This window comes from Acidimicrobiales bacterium (genome assembly GCA_016794585.1).
Lineage (GTDB): Bacteria > Actinomycetota > Acidimicrobiia > Acidimicrobiales > DATDAH01 > JAEUJM01.
The window spans coordinates 48,433-64,900 of sequence record JAEUJM010000043.1 but is presented as its reverse complement, the minus strand read 5'-3'; the positions used below and the strand labels follow the sequence as shown (position 1 = coordinate 64,900).

Here is a 16,468-nt window from a genome sequence, read left to right as displayed (position 1 = left end):
TCCGTGTCGATGCCGGACCAGGCCACCGAGCGCACCACCATCGACGCGTCGCCCGAGCGCGTCCTCGAGGCGACCCTCGCCTTCGAGGACTACCCGAGCTGGGCCCACGACATCAAAGAGACCGAGGTCCTCGAGCGAGATGGCGAGGGCCGCGGCACCAAGGTGCGCTACCGCGCCGCGGCCATGGGGCGCAGCACCACGTACGTGCTGGGCTACGACTACAGCGCGTTGCCCCACACGCTCTCCTGGCAGCTCCTCGAGAGCGACATCACCCGCCAGCTCGACGGCTCGTACGAGTTCGCCCCCGTCGACGGGGACGCCGGGCGCACCGACGTCACGTACCACCTCACCGTGGAGCTCGTGGTCCCGCTCCCCAGCTTCGTGAAGCGCCGTGCCGAGACGCGCATCGTGCACACCGCGCTCCGCGAGCTCAAGGCCTGGGTCGAGCGCGACGCCGCCGCCTGAGCCCGACGTGCGCATCCTCCTCTTCACGGGGAAGGGCGGCGTCGGCAAGACCACCGTGGCGGCCGCCACCGCGCTGCGCTGCGCCGACGCGGGCCGGCGCACGCTCGTGCTGTCGACCGACCCGGCCCACTCGCTCGCCGACGCACTCGACGTGCCCCTGGGTAGCGAGCCCTCCACGGTCACCGAGCGCCTGTCCGGTCAGCAGCTCGACGCCCAGGAGCGGATGCAGGAGTCCTGGTCCGAGATCCAGGCCTACCTCACCGAGGTGCTCGACTGGGCCGGCGTGGCCGGCATCGAGGCCGAGGAGCTGGCGGTGTTGCCCGGCCTGGACGAGATCTTCGCGCTCGCCGACATCAAGGCGTTCGCCGCCTCGGGTGACTGGGACACGATCGTCGTCGACTGCGCACCGACGGCCGAGACCATCCGGCTGCTCTCGCTGCCCGAGATCCTCGCCTGGTACATGGACCGGGTCTTCCCCGCGAGTCGCCGCCTGAACCGGGTGCTCTCGCCCGTCCTGTCCCGCGTCACCAACCTGCCGGTCGCGGGCGACGAGGTGTTCGGCGCCGCCCACCGCTTCTACGACCGGCTCGACGGCGTCCGGGACCTGCTCACCGACCCCCACGTCACCAGTGCCCGCCTGGTGGTGAACCCCGAGCGCATGGTCATCGCCGAGGCCCGTCGGACCCACACCTACCTCTCGCTCTTCGGCTACCGGGTCGACGCGGTCGTGGCCAACCGTGTGCTGCCGGCGGGGATCGACGACCCCTGGTTCGCCCGGTGGCAGGCCCTCCACACCGAACACCTGGCCACCATCGAGGAGGGGTTCGCTCCGCTGCCCGTGCTGCGGGCCCACCTCGCCCCCGACGAGCTCGTAGGTCTCGACGCCCTCGCGGCCTTCGCCCAGGAGGTCTACGGGGACCTCGAGCCGGACGCGCTCCTCCACGAGGGCAACCCGCTGCGCATCGACCGGGACGAAGACGGCGAGGGATGGCGCCTCACGCTCGAGCTGCCCTTCGCCGAGCGCGGGGACGTCGACGTGGCGCGGCGGGGCGACGAGCTGATCATCACGGCCGGCCCCTATCGACGCGCCCTGATCCTGCCCGACTCCCTCCGACGCCACACGGTCACGGGCGCCTCCCTGCGGGAGGGCACACTGGAGGTCACCTTCGCCGGCGACCAGACCGCCACGAAAGCCCAACAGGAGGTGCGCGGGACGTGAACGACGAACGGGCCGACGAGGGCCTCGAGCACCTCCAGACGGCGGCCGAGGAGCTCATCGCCGCGGCGCGGGCCTTCCTCGACGTGGCCGAGGAGGTCGTGACCGACCCGAAGACGGCGGATTCGCTGCTCGGCCTCCTCGACTCCGTCACCACCATGGCCACGCGCGGTCGGTCGGGCCGGGCGTCGGGAGCCGGGCGCAGCGACGAGGGCGACGATCCGGTGGAGCACATCCCCGTCTCGTGAGCGGCCCGCAGGCCCCGGATCCTTGAGGAACCCGGGTCGGCGACCGATGAGGGCAGCAATGAGGTTGCTGCGCCTGCACGACCACGCTCCCGACGGAGCCCACATCGAGCTCCACCCGCGGCTGTCGATCGTCAGCGGTCTGACCCCGGCCGCCAAGGAGCGGCTCCTGGCCGCCTTGGCGGCGCTGCCCGTCGGTGGCGCCGGTGGCGCCCTCGACGGGATCTCGGGTGAGGTCGAGGTGAACGGCATCATCCTCGACCTCGACGCCGAGTCCCTGGCACTGCTCGACCTCGATCCCCGGCTCGAGATGGTGGTCCGGGCGCACGACCTCGCCACCTGTGGGGTCGACGCCGACGATCGCTCGGGGGCTGCGGACGTCCCCGGCGTGCCGGCCACCCCCGAGCTGCTCGATGCCGCCCGCCGCGCCGCCCGTGACTCGGCCGCCACCCACGATCTCCTGCGCCAGTCGATCGAGGCCCTCGAAGAAGAGCACCGGCGAGCGCTGGCCCGCCGGTCGGCCCTCGCCCTCGCCGTCGCCGACGCCGGCGGCCACCCCGACCCGGTCCCGGCCGACGAGGGCACCGACCACGCCGACCACGTCGACCACCTCGACCACGTCGACCACGATGATGCTGAGGTCGCCCCGGTGGCGGAGCACACCGTCATGCGGGCGAGCACGGCGGTGCTCGACAGTCCCGGGCCGACGCCGGAGGCCGTCGCCGCACTCGCCGCCGCGGCCGCACGGGTGGACCGACTCCGCACCCGGCGGGACGACCTCCTGGTCGCGCTCGAGCCCCTCGACGACATCGACACCACCGCGGTCCGCGCCGCGCTCGCCGAGGTGCCCAGCGGGGACGCCCCCGGCGAGGTGCCGGACCCGGTCGCCCGCGCCGCGGCCGACGAGCTCGACGCCGCCATCGGCGCGCTCGAGGCGTACGACGCCCAGCTCGAGGCGAACGGGCACGGCCCGCTGGCCGCCTACCGACGGCTCGACGAGGCCCAACGGCGCTTCCTCGCGGCCGAGGCGGCCGTGCGGCCCCCGGTGATCGACCCGGCCGACGCCGAGGCACTCGAAGCGGCCCATGACGATCTCCTCGAGGCGGAGCTCCGCATCACCGCGGCGCGGATGCCGGGCAAGAAGCTCAAGGAGCGACTCGACGAGGCCGCCGCGGTCGAAGCCGAGATCCTGGCCCGGGTGGGCTTCGCCACCTACACGGCGTTCGTCATGTCGACGACGGCCCCCGTCGTGAGCCCGGAGCTGCGGGCGGCCCACGCGCAGGCGCAGGCGGACTGGGAGCAGGCCGACGCCGCGTTCGCCCAGTCCGTGGCCGCCGTCGAGCAGGACCCGCAGCGCCTGCCGCTGGCGGCGGCGGTCGATGCCGCCCAGAGCCGCGGTCAGGCGCTCGTCGAGGTGTTCGACGAGCGGGACCTCCTCGCTGCGCTGCGAGCCAAGACCATGGTCGACCAGGCGCACGAGGCCCGGGTGGCGGCGGCCGCCGCCCAGGTGCGGGCCGCCCTCGAGTCGGTCGGGGTCGACTTCGGGGACCTGGAGCTGAGTGCCGAGGACATCGTCGACGTGGCCACGGTGTGGCTGGCCGACATGGCGGAGGCCACCCGCCGACGGGGTGAGCTCGAGGAGTCGCTGCACTCCCTCGAGGACGAGATCGCCGGTGCCGAACTGGACCTGTCCCAGCTGGAGACATCGGCGCCGAACCGGGCGGGCGACGAGGAGGTGGAGGAGCGGGAGCCGCTCACGCCCCCGGTGCTCGACGAACAGGACGAACAGGATGAACAGGAAGCCGACGAGGGCCCCGACGAGCGCCCTGACCTGAGCGATACCTCCGGCGACGACGGTGCGGGCGAGCGCGAGGGCGGGGATGAGGTCGGCGACCTCGCCCGGCTCGACCTCGAGCTGGGGCTCGCCGAGCTCGACGCCGAGGTGCGCGACCTCGCCGAGCAGGTGGACGCGCAGCGCTCCCTGCTGGCCGCCGCGGCCAGCGCCCTGGAGGGGGCACGGGCGCACCTCGCCGCGTTGGAAGGTGGCGCGGGCGGCGAGGACACCGGCTTCGCCGTGGCGACCACCTTCGCCTCCGTCGACGGCCACGGCGCCGAGGTGGCCGACCTCGGCCAGGTCGAGTGGTACCTCCTGTCCCGCCTCGCCGCCCAACGCTCGGTCTCCTACGCCGGGTCCGTGCCGCTCGTGCTCGACGATCCGTTCGGCCGTGTGGCCGACGACGACGTCGAGTACCTGCTCGAGCGGCTGGTGCGCATGAGCGACGCGGTGCAGCTGATCTTCGTGGGGGACGATCCCCGGGTGCTGCGGTGGAGCAGCGCGGCCGACGACGAGGTCTCGTCTCTGACGCACGCCTGACCCGGCTCGGCCGCGTCCGGGGATGACTACCATCGGCCGCAATGGCCAACATCAACGAAGACACCGTCCGTGAGCTCGCGGGGGTCTCGGGTGGTGGGGCACCGGTCGTCACCTGCTACCTGGACGTCGACGGTCGCCGCTACCCGCGCCGGCAGGACTACGAGGCACAGCTCGAGCACCTGGTGCGACGGGCCAAGGGGCGGGCCAACGGCACCGCGTCGGTCGCCGGCGACCTGGCCCGTATCGAGGACTACGTGCGCGGCGGCTTCGACCGGGCCGACACGCGTGGGCTCGCGCTGTTCAGCTGCGCGTCGAGCTCGTTCTGGAAGGCGATCCCGCTCGCGGTGCCGGTGCGCAACCAGGTGGTGATCAACCAGTCGCCGGCGGTGGGTCAGCTGGAGCTGTTGCTCCACACCTACGAGCGCATCGCCGTGCTGCTCGTCGACCGCCAGCAGGCGAGGCTGTTCGTCTTCGAGCTCGGTGTGCTGGTGGACCGCTCCGAGCTGCTCGACGAGCTGCCCCGCGACTACGACACCCGGGGAGAACGCGAGCGGGGCGACACCCAGCACCACGTCGATGATCTCGTCGACCAGCACCTGCGCAGGGCCGCCGCCGCGGCGTTCGCCGCGTTCCAGACCCAGGAGTACACCCACCTGCTCGTTGGCGCGCCGAGCGAGCTGGCCACCGCCGTCGAGGCCAACCTCCACCCGTACCTCCGTGAGCGCCTGGGCGGGCGACTGGCGGTTCCGGTGGGCGCCGCCGAGCCCACCGTGCGGGCGGCGGTGCTCGAGGCCGAGGACCGCCTGGTGCGCGAGCGCGAGTCCGCCGTGGTCGAACGCCTCCGCGAGGCCCTCGGCGTCGGACGGCGGGCGGTGGCCGGCCTGGACGGCGTGCTGAAGGCGCTCGTCGAGCGCCGGGTCGAGCTGCTCGTGATCTCGGAGGGCTACGCCGAGGCGGGTTGGCGGTGCCCCGAGTGCTCCTACCTGGCGGCCGTCGGTCGCACCTGCCCGTTGTGCTCCGCCGACATGGTCGAGGTGCCCGACGTGGTCGAGGACGCGCTCGAGGAGGCGCTCCTCCAGTCGTGTCGGATCGAGATCTGCGTCGGCAACGCCGACCTCGACGTGCTCGGCCGGGTCGGCGCCCTCCTGCGCTACTGACGTGCGCCGCGCCGTCGGGGTCGACATCGGCGGCACCAAGGTTCTCGGTGTGGTGCTCGACACCGACGCGCCCGAGAAGGGCCCGCTGGCCGAGGCCCGACGCCCGACGCCGCGCGGCGCCGGCGCGCTGGTCGCCACCATCGTCGGCGTCGTCGCCGACCTGTTCGAGCAGGTCGGGGCCGACGAGGTCGCCGTGGTGGGGGTGGGGCTGCCCGGCCTCATCGACCGCGACGGTGTGCTGCGCTTCGGGCCCAACCTCCCGGGCATCGTCGACCTGGACGTCGAGCACGCCCTCGCGGAGGTGCTCGACCTCCCCGTCGTGGTCGACAACGACGCCAACTGCGCCGCGTGGGCCGAGCGGTGCCTCGGCGCCGCCGGGGGATGCGACCACGCCCTGCTCGTCACCTTGGGGACCGGCATCGGGGCCGGGTTGATCGCCGACGGGCGGCCCTTCAACGGCGCCCACGGCATGGCCGGCGAGCCGGGCCACATGATCGTGGATCCCGGCGGGCCGCGATGCCCGTGTGGGCGGCGGGGGTGCTGGGAGCGCTACGCCTCCGGCAGCGGCCTGGGCTTCCTGGCCCGTGAGGCGGCGCTCGCGGGGCGGGCGGACCAGGTCCTGGCCCGGGCCGGCGGCGACGCCGAGGCCGTGCGGGGGGAACACGTCACCGCCGCGGCGCGCGAGAGCGACCCGGAGGCGGCGGCGGTCATGGACGCCTTCGGCTGGTGGATCGCCGTGGGCGTCGCCAACCTGGTGAACATCCTGGATCCCGAGGTCGTGGTGCTCGGTGGTGGCCTGGTCACCGAGGCGGACCTGTTCCTCCCGGCCGCGCGGACCGCCTTCGCCGAACTGGTGCTCGCGGGTGCCCACCGGCCCGAGGTCCCGATCGTGGCGGCCCGCACCGGGGAGCGGGCGGGTGCCCTCGGCGCCGCCCTGCTCGCGGTGGAAAGGGGCTGGGGGCCCGGGGAGGCCACCCGGTAGCCTCGCCCCGATGGAGTTCCGCCGCATCACCTCGCTGCCCCCGTACGTCTTCACCATCATCGACGGGCTGAAGATCGAGGCCCGCCGGGCCGGAGAGGACGTGGTCGACCTCGGTTTCGGCAACCCCGATCTGCCGTCGCCCGACGTGGCCGTCGAGAAGCTGGCCGAGGCCGCCCGCAACCCGCGGAACCACAAGTACTCGTCGAGCCGGGGCATCCCGAAGCTCCGCGAGGCGGTGAGCGCGCTCTACCAGCGGCGCTTCGGCGTGGAGCTCGATCCCGACCTCGAGGTCATCAACACCATCGGCGCCAAGGAGGGTTTCTCCCACCTCATGTGGGTGCTCCTCCAGCCGGGCGATGCCGCCCTCGTGCCCTCGCCCTCGTACCCGATCCACATCTGGGGCCCGCTGTTCGCCGGTGCCGACGTGCGTGAGATGAAGTTCGGCCCGGACACCGACTTCTTCGAGACCATGCAGGAGGCGTGGGAGTACTCGTGGCCCAAGCCGCGGGCCATCGTCCTGTCGTTCCCGCACAACCCCACCACCGCCTGCGTCGACCTCGCCTTCATGCAGCGGGTGGTCGACTTCGCCCGAGAGCGCGAGGTCATCCTCGTGCACGACTTCGCCTACGCGGAGCTGGGCTTCGACGGCTACCGACCGCCGTCGATCCTCGAGGCCGAGGGCGCGAAGGACGTCGCCGTCGAGCTGTACTCGATGACCAAGTCGTTCTCCATGGCGGGCTGGCGGTCCGCGTTCCTGGTCGGCAACCGGGACGTGGTGCAGGCGCTGGCCAAGCTGAAGTCCTACCTCGACTACGGGACCTTCCAGCCCATCCAGATCGCCACCACGGTCACCCTCAACGAGGTGCCGGACTTCCCCAAGGAGGTCCTGGAGATCTACCAGAGCCGCCGTGACACGCTCTGCGACGGCCTCGACCGGATCGGCTGGTCGTTCGAGAAGCCCATGGGCACCATGTTCGCCTGGGCGCCCATCCCCGAGCCGTACAAAGAGATGGGCTCGATCGAGTTCGCGTCGTTCCTCGTCAAGGAGGCCAACGTCGCCGTGTCGCCCGGCATCGGCTTCGGTCCCGGCGGGGAGGGCTTCGTGCGGTTCGCCCTCATCGAGAACGACCAGCGCATCGCCCAGGCGGTGCGGTCGCTGCGCAAGGCCCTCGTCAAGCTCTGATTCGAGTGCCGCGGCCGAGGCGCACGCCGTCTCCCGCAGATTTCCCGTGCCGCACCGCGCCGGCGCGCGCCTAGCGTCGACGCGATGGCCGCCACCGACGTCGACGCACCCGTGGTGCGCCGACCCGTGGCCGGCGCCGTCGCCGCGCTGGTGGGCGTGGTCATGTGGGGCTCGTTCTCGGTGCTCGCCCGCAAGGCCGGTGACCTGGACGGCCTCGGGCTCGCGTTCCACCGCATGTGGATGGGTGCCCTCGCCGCGGTCATCGCCCTGCGCATCAGCGGGACGCGCATCACGTGGCGCATCGTGGTCGCGTCGGCGCCGGGGGGAGTGCTGTTCGCCCTGGACGTCGCCCTGTTCTTCACCGCGCTGAAGACGACGACCATCGCCAACGCCAACATCATCTCGTCCCTCCAGCCCGTCCTCATCGCGCTCGTCGTCGGCAAGCTGTTCGCCGAGAAGCTCGACGGCTGGTTCTTCGTCTGGTCGGCGCTCGCCCTCGTCGGCGTCGTCGCGGTGCTCACCGGCTCGGCGGCGAGCAACGCAGACACCCACACCTACCACGGCGACCTCCTGGCCCTGCTGGCGACCTGCTCGTGGGCGGCGTTCTTCGTCGCCTCCAAGCAGGCCCGCAAGACCCTCACCTCGCTCGAGTACCTGGCCGGCCTCCTCGTGGTGGCGTGGGTGGTCATCACCCCGGTCGCCCTCCTGTCGGGCACGACCCTGGCCGTCGACGACGGCGGGACCTGGCTGATCGTCGCCCTCATCGCGCTCGTGTCCGGCGGCCTCGGGCACTGGCTCATGAACTGGGCGCATGGTCACATCCCGCTGGCCACGGCGTCGCTGCTCACCCTGGTGATCCCGGTGGCGGCGGTCGCCACGAGCGCCCTCGTGCTCGACGAGGCCATCACCCTTCAGCAGGTGCTCGGCATCGCCGTGGTGCTGTTCGCCCTCGCCATGGTGATCGTGCGCTCACCGGTGACCGCCGGCGAGGGCCTCGAGCCGGTCGCGGACGCGGTGGCGGTCGACGACGGCGACCACTCGCCTCCTCGTCGCCGTGAGGATCCCTGAGAGCCGCTCAGCGGCGCTCAGCGAGGTCCGAGGAAGCGCTCTCGCATCGAGGGGGCGTGCGTGTGTGATCGCTTCAGCCGTCGCGGGCGAGGATGCCCTCGAGGCAGAACCACACGGCGGCGTCGGCGACCTCGTCGGTCGACTCGTTGCGCTCGTGGATGAACTCCCGCGAGAGGTGACCGGTCACCCCGAGGATGCCGTGGGCGATGAGGGTGGGGTCGCCGTCGCGGATGCGGCCGGCGACGATGCCCTCCTTCACGTGGCGCACGAGGTCGTCGATGGCGATGTCCTGGCCGCGTCGCAGCGCCGGGGCGAAGCGCTCCTCGGTGGCCGCGAACTGGACCAGGGAGATCAGGTCGTGGTTCTCGCTCGACCACGCCAGCGTGGTGCGGATGCCTTCCTCGATGCGGCGGATGGGGTCCACCTCGTCGGCGATGGCGTGCATCTGCGCTCGGCGCAGATCCTGTTGGGCCTCCCGGAGGATCTCGAGGAAGAGCTCCTCCTTCGACGAGAAGTACCAATAGAAGACGCCCTTGCCCACGCCGAGGCCGCTCACGATCTCCTGGACCGAGGTGGGGTGGTAGCCGTTCTCGGAGAACCGGGCGGCGGCGTAGTCCATCAGCTGACGTCGCCGTTCCTTGCCACGCTGGGTCAGCCGCCGTGTCACCGAGCCGACGGTAGGCAGACTTGACCGCCCGGTCAAGAGTCGAAACGGACCCGAGCGGGAAACATGGCGTTCACGCTCGTCCCCTAGCGTGGCCCCGTGGAGTCGTTCATCGTGCGGGTCTGGATGCCGGATCGTCCCGGCGCGCTCGGCGCCGTGGCCAGCCGCATCGGCGCGGCCGGCGGCGACGTGGTCGGTATCGAGATCATCGAGCAGGGCGCCGGGCGGGCCATCGACGAGCTCGTGGTGCACCTCCCCGACGCCGGCCTCGTGGGCCTGCTGATCGACGAGGTCTCCGAGGTCGACGGCGTCGACGTCGAGGAGGTCCGGCCCACGAGCGACGTGGTGCACGACCCCCGCGTCGAGGCGCTCGAGATGGCCGTCGCGCTCGTGGGCGCCGCCGATCGGGCGGCGCTGCTCGAGGCGCTGTGCCGAGAGGCCACCCGGGTCACGGAGGCCGCGTGGACGGTGGTCCTCGACCTCGAGGCGGGCACCGTGCGGGTGAGCCACGGCGAGCATCCACCGGCGCCGTGGCTGCTGGCCTTCGACAACGGGGCGGGCGAGCACGGGGTCGCCGACGTCGTGCGCTCGACGGTGGTCCCCGGCGCGTTGGCCCTCGTCCTCGGGCGCGAGGGGGGTGACTTCCGCACCCGCCAGCGGGACCGGGTGGCGCTGCTCACCCGGATCGCCGCCCTGCGGTGGACCGAGCTGGGGGAGTCAGTGAGCCCAGTCGCGCGAGCGCTCGACGGCTCGTAGCCACTGGGCGTGGGCGGCGTCGGCCACTGCGGGATCGCCCGTGGGCTGGACGCAGCGATCGAGGGCCCAGTGCTCGGCGAGCTCATCGGTGGATGACCACACGCCTTCGGCGAGACCGGCGAGGTAGGCCGCGCCGAGGGCGGTCGTCTCGAGGATCTCCGGCCGGGCGACGGGGACCTTGAGCTGGTCGGCCTGGAGCTGGAGCAGCAGGTCCATGGTCGAGGCGCCGCCATCCACCCGGAGCTCGGCCACGTCGCGACCGGACACCGCGCACATGGCGTCCACCACGTCGCGCACCTGGTACGCCATCGACTCGACCACGGCCCGCGCGAGGTGGGCCCGAGTGGTGCCTCTGGTGATGCCGACGATCGCCCCCCGTGCGTAGGGGTCCCACCAGGGGCTGCCCAGCCCGGTGAAGGCCGGCACGAGGAACACGCCGTCGGTGTCCTCGCACGACAGGGCCAGCGGCTCGGTCTCGGCCGCGTCTGCGATGATCTCCAGGCCGTCGCGCAGCCACTGCACCGCGGCGCCGGTGACGAAGATGGCCCCCTCCAGGGCGTAGGTGGGGGAGAGGGCCCCACCGTCGTCGCCGAACGCCCAGGCGACCGTGGTGAGCAGCCCGTCGACGGGCTCGGGGCAGTCGCCGCCGATGTTCATGAGCACGAACGAGCCCGTCCCGTAGGTGTTCTTGGTCATGCCCGGGGTGAAGCAGGCCTGGCCGAAGAGCGCCGCCTGCTGGTCGCCGGCGATGCCGCTGACCGGGATCCCGGCCCCGACCGGGGTGTCGGCGGCGGTGACCCCGAAGCGGCCGGAGGTGGGGCGTACCTCCGGCAAGGCCGAGGTGGGGACCCCGAACAGGTCGCAGAGCTCGTCCGACCACGCCATCGAGCCGATGTCGAACAACAGCGTCCGGCTGGCGTTGGACGCCTCCGTCGCATGCTCGGCCCCGCCGGTCAGCTTCCACAGCAGCCAGGAGTCCACGGTGCCGAAGGCCAGGTTCGGGGAGCGCTCGACCCCGCCTGGCCCCAGGAGCCACTCGAGCTTGCTGGCCGAGAAGTAGGGGTCGAGGACGAGGCCCGTGGCCCGGCGGACGAGCGGGAGGTGGCCCTCGGCCTCGAGGGACTCGCAGCGGTCGGCGGTGCGGCGGTCCTGCCAGACGATGGCCCGGTGGAGGGGCTCACCGGTCCGACGGTCCCAGACGACGGTGGTCTCGCGCTGGTCGGTGATGCCGATGGCCGCGATGGGCACGTCGAGCTCGGCGACGAGCTCCGCCAGGGTCGCGGCCACGGCGTCCCAGATCTCGTTGGCGTCGTGCTCGACCCAGCCGGGCTGCGGGAAGTGCTGGGTGAACTCCCGATACGTGTAGCCGAGGGGCCGGCCGGTCTCGTCCACGGCGAAGCTGCGCACGCCGGTGGTTCCCGCATCGATGGCGATCACGACGGACATGGACGCGCAACCTAGCGCCTCGCCCGGAGGGGTCGAGGCGCGTGCGGCGCCTTGGGAGCGTCGCTCGGCGGCGGCTCAGCCCGCGACGCGGGTGGTGACCGGGCGCAGCGTCGGGTAGTCGCTCGGGCGCACCGGGCGGTCGAGCTCGACGCCCTCGTCGTCGGGGACCGTGATGGTCTCGCCGTCGATCTGGATGACGACCTGGTAGGTGCCGTCGGGGCGGTCCGTGGTGATGTCCGCCGCGGTGTACACGATTTGGGCGATGGCGAAGACGAGGCCGTTGCTCTCCACGCTGGAGAGCTCCTCGCTGAAGTTGAGGGTGACCGTGCTCCCGCTGGTCTGCGCCCCGAGCAGGTCCGTCCCGCTGGGGATGGCGGAGCGCACCCCTGACGGGACCCCGAGGCCGGTGGTGCCTTCGAGCAACTCGCTGACGGCCGCTTGGGGGTCGAAGGCGCTGCTGTCGGGGTCTCGGGGCACCTCCGCGGGCACGGCGAGGAGACGCTCGTTGTTCTGGAAGAAGAGGTTGACCACCTCGGTGTCGGCCCCGTCGGGGGCGTCGGCCACGGTGGTGGACGACGGCGCCAAGAGGTCGAAGGGCACCGCGTCGGGCGAGATGCTGTGGGCGGTGTCGTCCGAGGGCAGGCCGCACGCGGCGACGGCCAGACCGGCGAACACGAGCGCCGCGGCGCCCGTTGCGAGGCGTCGCCCGGTCACGGCGCGGCCACCTCGAGGGGAGCGGCGGCCGCCTGGCGGATGGGCAGCTCGACCACGAAGGCGGATCCGGGCTCGCCGTCGGCTCGGTCTCCGACCCACACCCGGCCCCCGTGCAGGTTCACGTGCTCGGCGACGAGGGCCAGACCGAGGCCCACGCCGCGGTCGCCGCCTCGGCGTCCGGCCTCCTCGCCTCGGGCGAACCGGTCGAAGATGGTCTCCCGCTGATCGGGGCTGATGCCCGGTCCGGCATCTTCCACGATGATCTGCGCCTGGTCGCCCTCCCGGCGCAGCACGATGGCGGTGGCCCCGTCGGCGTACTTGCTGGCGTTGTCCAGGAGGTTGGCGATCACCCGCTCGAGGCGGCGCTTGTCGGCGGCGATGACGAGCTCGGCGAGGTCCTCGTCGTACTGGACGGGCACGCCGACCGCCGAGGAGGACCCGACGGCGTGGATGACGAGCTCGGCAAGGTTCACGTCCTCGAGCTCGAGGTGCGCGGCGCCGGCGTCGAACCGGGAGATCTCGAGCAGGTCGTTGACGAGGCGCTCGAAGCGGGCCACGTCGGCCACGAGGAGGTCGAGCGCGGCCTGCGCCCGCTCGGGCATCTCGTCCTGGCGCTTCTTCAGCACCTCGATGGACGCGGAGAGGGTCATCAGGGGCGAGCGCAGCTCGTGGCTGACGTCCGACGCGAAGCGGGCGTCCCGGTCGATGCGGTCCTCGAGCGCCTGGGCCATGTCGTTGAACGACGCCGTGAGCAGGTTGAGGTCGGGGTCGTTCGGGCTGTCGAGGCGGGTGTCCAGGCGCCCGCCGGCGATGGCCTGGGCGGCCTGGCCCACCTGGGTGAGGGGGCGCAGGGCCCGGCCGGCGACGGCCCAGCCCAGCGCGGCGCCCGCGAGGGTGGTGAGCAGCGCGGCGCCCACGAGGACGATGCCGAGCGAGCGCAGCGTGTCGTCGAGCTCGGCCAGCGACACGACCTCGAAGTAGTCGGCCTGGGCCGCGGGGATGGGGATGCCGACGGCCAGCACCGGCTCGCCGTTGTGGACGAAGCGCATGGTGGCGGCGTCACCCTCCGCGACGGATTCGCGCAGCGGCTCGGGGAGGGCCTGCTCGCCGAAGTCGACGGGGGACTGGGAGTAGAAGTCGCCCTGGAACACGAGCATGGGCTGCGCGCCGACGGGGGACTGGAGCGAGCCGAGCAGGTCGAGGGCGTCGAAGTCGTCCCGGCTGGAGACCGAGCTGAGGCTGTCGCGGACGAGACGGGCGTTCAGGTACACCTGGCGCAGGGAGGTGCGCTCGCGCTGGTCGAGGAGCTGGGAGCGGGTGAGGGCCCACGTGCTGCCCGCCAGCACCGTCGACAGCAGCAGCGCCCCCAGTCCGAAAGCGAGGGTGATGCGGGCCCGCAGACCCGGACGGTGGAAGCGCAGGCGCACGGAGGTGCTCAGGGAGCCAGCTTGTAGCCGAGGCCGCGCACGGTGACGACGTGACGGGGGTTCGCCGGGTCCGTCTCGATCTTGGTGCGGAGCCGGCGGATGTGGACGTCGACCAGGCGGCCGTCGCCGAAGTAGCCGTAGCCCCAGACCCGCTCGAGGAGGACCTCCCGGGAGAAGACCCGCCCGGGGCTGGCCGCCAGCTCCACGAGCAGGCGGAACTCGGTCTTGGTGAGGTGGACCGTCTCACCCGCCCGGGTGACCGTGCCCTCGTCGGGGATGATCTCGAGGTCGTCGAACTGGAGGTGGGTGGTCGCGGGGTTGGCCGAGCGGGCCCGGCGCAGCAGGGCGCGGATGCGCGCCGAGAGCTCCTTGGGGGCGAACGGCTTGGTGAGGTAGTCGTCGGCGCCCGCCTCGAGCCCGGCCACCACGTCGTGGGTGTCGACCCGGGCCGTGACCATGACGATGGGCACGTCGCTCACCCGCCGGATGGAGCGGCACACGTCGAAGCCGTCGATGCCCGGGAGCATGATGTCGATCAGCACGACGTCGGCGGGGTGACGGGTGAAGGCCTCCAGCGCCTCCTCGCCGTCCACGGCTTCCTCGACGTCCCATCCCTCGTCCTCGAGGGCGAGCTTGACCGCGGTACGGATGCGTTCGTCGTCCTCGACGGTCAGGATGCGGGTTCCCACGCTCAAATGGTGCCTCATCCGGGCGCCGATCGTGCTCATACCCGGGGGAAAATCTTCCTGGCGGCGTCCTCGTCCGGTCAGGCCTGCGGCGCGCCGGCGGCCAGGAGGCACGACGCGAGCTCGGCGAAGCGCTCCGGGTGGGCGGCGAGGACCCCCTCGCCGCCGGCGGGGGTGCCGTCGAGGTCGGCGACGCGGGCACCCGCCTCCGCGGCGATGAGCGCGCCGGCGGCGAGGTCCCAGGGGGCCAGGCCCCGTTCGTAGAAGGCGTCGACCCGGCCGCCGGCCACCCAGCAGAGGTCGATCGCGGCACCGCCGCCGCGGCGGATGTCCCGCACCTGCGGGAGCACCGCCGCGAGCACCTGTCCCTGGCGCGCCCGGCGGGCCGGGTCGTACGAGAAGCCGGTGGCCAGCAGCGTGGCGCCGAGCGGGGGGTGGCCGGGACCGGCCAGCGGGTCGCCGTTGCAGTGGGCCCCACCGCCGGCGGTGGCCGTCCAGGTCTCCCGGTGGATCGGGTCGACCACGGCGGCCGCGAGTGTGCCCCCGCCGCCCACCGCGGCGATGGACACCGAGAAGCCCGGGTAGCCGTAGAGGTAGTTGGTGGTGCCGTCGAGGGGGTCGATGACCCAGGTGACCCCGCTCGTGGACGGTCGCTCCGTGCCCTCCTCCCCCAGGATGCCGTCGTCGGGACGGGTGCGGAGGAGGTGGTCGACGATCAGGGCCTCGCTGCGCCGGTCCATCTCGGTGACCATGTCCGTGGTCGAGGACTTGGTGGCCACCAGGGTGCGCTGGCGGTGCAGGCCGTCGAGCAGGAGGGCGGCCGCCGCCTCGCCGGCTTCCACGGCGAGGCCGAGCAGGGCCTCCGGGGACGGCGGGAGGTCGCTCACTGCCGCTGCTGGCGCTCGCGCTCCTGCACCGTGTCCCACTCGGCCATGGCCCGCAGGGCGAGGACGGCGACGACGGCCACGCCGCCGGCGGCCACCACGGCGCCGAGCAGCGCCCCCAGGCCGACGAGCACCGGCGCGTCCCCCGTGGTCTGGAGGTCGGTGACCGCGTACCCGATGAGGCCACCGCAGAGCCCGGCGATCACGATGAAGCCCACGGCGAACGCCCGCGCCAACGGCGAGGGGAGGGGCGCGGTGGCGTCGGGAGCGGCGGGCTCGGGGGGCGTCGAGGCGATGCGCCGATGATACGGGCCGAGGCGCGTGCTCCTAACATCGACCCCCGTGCTGCGTGCCCTCATCGTGCTGCCCACCTACAACGAGGCCGAGAACATCGACGACGTGCTCCGCAAGGTGCGGGCCGTCGTCCCCGAGGCCGACGTGCTGGTGGTGGACGACGGCAGCCCCGACGGCACCGCCGACCTCGCCGATGCGCTCGGCGCCGAGCTGGGCCAGATCGAGGTCATGCGCCGGACCGAGAAGAACGGCCTGGGGGCGGCCTACCGGGCTGGCTTCGCCTGGGGGCTCGAGCGGGGCTACGAGGCCATGGTGGAGATGGACTCCGACCTCTCCCACGACCCGGCCGCGCTCCCGTCGCTGCTCACCGCGCTCGACCTCGCCGCGGACCTCGTCATCGGGTCGCGCTACGTGCCCGGAGGCACCATCCCCGAATGGTCGTGGCACCGGCGGGCCCTGTCCCGGTGGGGCAACCGCTACGCCGCCGGCCTGCTCGGCCTGGCCGTCAACGACGCCACCGCCGGGTTCCGGGCCTACCGCGCCTCGATGCTGCGCACGATCGACCTCGACGCCGTCGTGGCCGAGGGCTACGGCTTCCAGATCGAGATGACCTACCAGGTGGTGGCGGCCGGCGGCCGCATCGTGGAGGTCCCCATCGCCTTCACCGACCGGGTGCGGGGCACGTCGAAGATGTCGAGCCGGATCGTGTTCGAGGCCTTCGGGCTCGTCACCTGGTGGGCCGTGCGGGACCGTCTCCTCGGCGGTGCCCGTCGCCGGCGCCGCCGCGCCCTCAACGCCTGAGCGTCCGCACGCCCGAGCAGCCGGGCGCCTGACGGTCACCGGCCGCTCCCACCCCGGGGCGGGTGAGCGCCCGCCGACCGCTCGGCGGGGGAGCGGGCGGGTCCCG

Annotated in this window: 17 protein-coding genes; 10 read left to right on the top strand and 7 right to left on the bottom strand. The window is 73.0% G+C overall.

Going from position 1 to position 16,468, the window contains the following annotated elements; genetic code table 11:
• Window positions 1–9: 9 nt before the first annotated feature.
• From JNK12_20955 to JNK12_20920, 8 genes are all read left to right on the top strand, one after another.
• Window positions 10–465 carry an SRPBCC family protein gene (locus JNK12_20955; protein MBL8778421.1) on the top strand — a complete coding sequence of 152 codons (456 nt, stop codon included), beginning with the start codon at window positions 10–12 and terminating at the stop codon, window positions 463–465.
• A gap of 7 nt (window positions 466–472) precedes the next feature.
• Window positions 473–1,684, top strand: a complete 1,212-nt coding sequence (locus JNK12_20950; protein ID MBL8778420.1) for an ArsA family ATPase — start codon at window positions 473–475, stop codon at window positions 1,682–1,684.
• The gene (locus JNK12_20945; protein MBL8778419.1) at window positions 1,681–1,929 is read left to right on the top strand and encodes a hypothetical protein; all 249 of its coding nucleotides are present in this window, start codon (window positions 1,681–1,683) and stop codon (window positions 1,927–1,929) included. The genes JNK12_20950 and JNK12_20945 overlap by 4 nt, the downstream gene beginning before the upstream one ends.
• 58 nt (window positions 1,930–1,987) lie before the next feature.
• On the top strand, window positions 1,988–4,300 hold the full coding sequence (locus tag JNK12_20940) for a hypothetical protein (protein MBL8778418.1): 2,313 nt from the start codon (window positions 1,988–1,990) through the stop codon (window positions 4,298–4,300).
• A 41-nt stretch (window positions 4,301–4,341) separates the two neighbouring features.
• Window positions 4,342–5,457: a hypothetical protein gene (locus tag JNK12_20935; protein MBL8778417.1), complete on the top strand. Its 1,116-nt coding sequence runs from the start codon at window positions 4,342–4,344 to the stop codon at window positions 5,455–5,457.
• A gap of 1 nt (window position 5,458) precedes the next feature.
• The gene (locus tag JNK12_20930; GenBank protein ID MBL8778416.1) at window positions 5,459–6,439 is read left to right on the top strand and encodes an ROK family protein; all 981 of its coding nucleotides are present in this window, start codon (window positions 5,459–5,461) and stop codon (window positions 6,437–6,439) included.
• Between the two features lie 10 nt (window positions 6,440–6,449).
• Window positions 6,450–7,622, top strand: a complete 1,173-nt coding sequence (locus tag JNK12_20925; GenBank protein ID MBL8778415.1) for an aminotransferase class I/II-fold pyridoxal phosphate-dependent enzyme — start codon at window positions 6,450–6,452, stop codon at window positions 7,620–7,622.
• 84 nt (window positions 7,623–7,706) lie between these two features.
• Window positions 7,707–8,690, top strand: a complete 984-nt coding sequence (locus JNK12_20920; GenBank protein ID MBL8778414.1) for a DMT family transporter — start codon at window positions 7,707–7,709, stop codon at window positions 8,688–8,690.
• 73 nt (window positions 8,691–8,763) lie between these two features.
• On the opposite strand, the gene JNK12_20915 is transcribed toward JNK12_20920, so the two are convergent.
• Complete coding sequence (locus JNK12_20915) at window positions 8,764–9,357, bottom strand: TetR/AcrR family transcriptional regulator (GenBank protein ID MBL8778413.1); 594 nt, start codon at window positions 9,355–9,357, stop codon at window positions 8,764–8,766.
• Window positions 9,358–9,453: 96 nt separating this feature from the next.
• On the opposite strand from JNK12_20915, the gene JNK12_20910 reads away from it, so the two are divergent.
• The gene (locus JNK12_20910; GenBank protein MBL8778412.1) at window positions 9,454–10,110 is read left to right on the top strand and encodes an ACT domain-containing protein; all 657 of its coding nucleotides are present in this window, start codon (window positions 9,454–9,456) and stop codon (window positions 10,108–10,110) included.
• On the opposite strand, the gene glpK is transcribed toward JNK12_20910, so the two are convergent.
• The 6 genes from glpK to JNK12_20880 form a co-directional block, all read right to left on the bottom strand.
• Window positions 10,072–11,556, bottom strand: coding sequence for a glycerol kinase GlpK (gene glpK / locus JNK12_20905; GenBank protein ID MBL8778411.1), 1,485 nt, complete (start codon window positions 11,554–11,556; stop codon window positions 10,072–10,074). The genes JNK12_20910 and glpK overlap by 39 nt on opposite strands.
• Before the next feature lie 75 nt (window positions 11,557–11,631).
• Window positions 11,632–12,270 carry a GerMN domain-containing protein gene (locus JNK12_20900; protein MBL8778410.1) on the bottom strand — a complete coding sequence of 213 codons (639 nt, stop codon included), beginning with the start codon at window positions 12,268–12,270 and terminating at the stop codon, window positions 11,632–11,634.
• Window positions 12,267–13,697: a HAMP domain-containing histidine kinase gene (locus tag JNK12_20895; GenBank protein ID MBL8778409.1), complete on the bottom strand. Its 1,431-nt coding sequence runs from the start codon at window positions 13,695–13,697 to the stop codon at window positions 12,267–12,269. Before JNK12_20895 ends, JNK12_20900 begins: the two co-directional genes overlap by 4 nt.
• A gap of 8 nt (window positions 13,698–13,705) precedes the next feature.
• Window positions 13,706–14,404, bottom strand: coding sequence for a response regulator transcription factor (locus tag JNK12_20890; protein MBL8778408.1), 699 nt, complete (start codon window positions 14,402–14,404; stop codon window positions 13,706–13,708).
• A 59-nt stretch (window positions 14,405–14,463) separates the two neighbouring features.
• A complete protein-coding gene (locus JNK12_20885; protein ID MBL8778407.1) occupies window positions 14,464–15,270 on the bottom strand; it encodes an inositol monophosphatase in 807 nt (268 codons plus the stop codon).
• The gene (locus tag JNK12_20880) at window positions 15,267–15,626 is read right to left on the bottom strand and encodes a hypothetical protein (GenBank protein MBL8778406.1); all 360 of its coding nucleotides are present in this window, start codon (window positions 15,624–15,626) and stop codon (window positions 15,267–15,269) included. The genes JNK12_20885 and JNK12_20880 overlap by 4 nt, the downstream gene beginning before the upstream one ends.
• On the opposite strand from JNK12_20880, the gene JNK12_20875 reads away from it, so the two are divergent.
• Complete coding sequence (locus tag JNK12_20875) at window positions 15,610–16,362, top strand: polyprenol monophosphomannose synthase (GenBank protein ID MBL8778405.1); 753 nt, start codon at window positions 15,610–15,612, stop codon at window positions 16,360–16,362. The two genes, JNK12_20880 and JNK12_20875, sit on opposite strands and share 17 nt — an antisense overlap.
• Window positions 16,363–16,468 lie beyond the last annotated feature (106 nt).

Bases quoted from the DNA above. Each gene is read 5' to 3' on its own strand.
- JNK12_20955 (MBL8778421.1), top strand. From the start codon at position 10: ATGCCGGACCAGGCCACCGAGCGCACCACCATCGACGCGTCGCCCGAG.
- JNK12_20940 (MBL8778418.1), top strand. From the start codon at position 1,988: ATGAGGTTGCTGCGCCTGCACGACCACGCTCCCGACGGAGCCCACATC.
- JNK12_20935 (MBL8778417.1), top strand. From the start codon at position 4,342: ATGGCCAACATCAACGAAGACACCGTCCGTGAGCTCGCGGGGGTCTCG.
- JNK12_20925 (MBL8778415.1), top strand. From the start codon at position 6,450: ATGGAGTTCCGCCGCATCACCTCGCTGCCCCCGTACGTCTTCACCATC.
- JNK12_20920 (MBL8778414.1), top strand. From the start codon at position 7,707: ATGGCCGCCACCGACGTCGACGCACCCGTGGTGCGCCGACCCGTGGCC.
- glpK (MBL8778411.1), bottom strand. From the start codon at position 11,556: ATGTCCGTCGTGATCGCCATCGATGCGGGAACCACCGGCGTGCGCAGC.
- JNK12_20890 (MBL8778408.1), bottom strand. From the start codon at position 14,404: ATGAGGCACCATTTGAGCGTGGGAACCCGCATCCTGACCGTCGAGGAC.
- JNK12_20880 (MBL8778406.1), bottom strand. From the start codon at position 15,626: ATGAGGGCACGCAGCACGGGGGTCGATGTTAGGAGCACGCGCCTCGGC.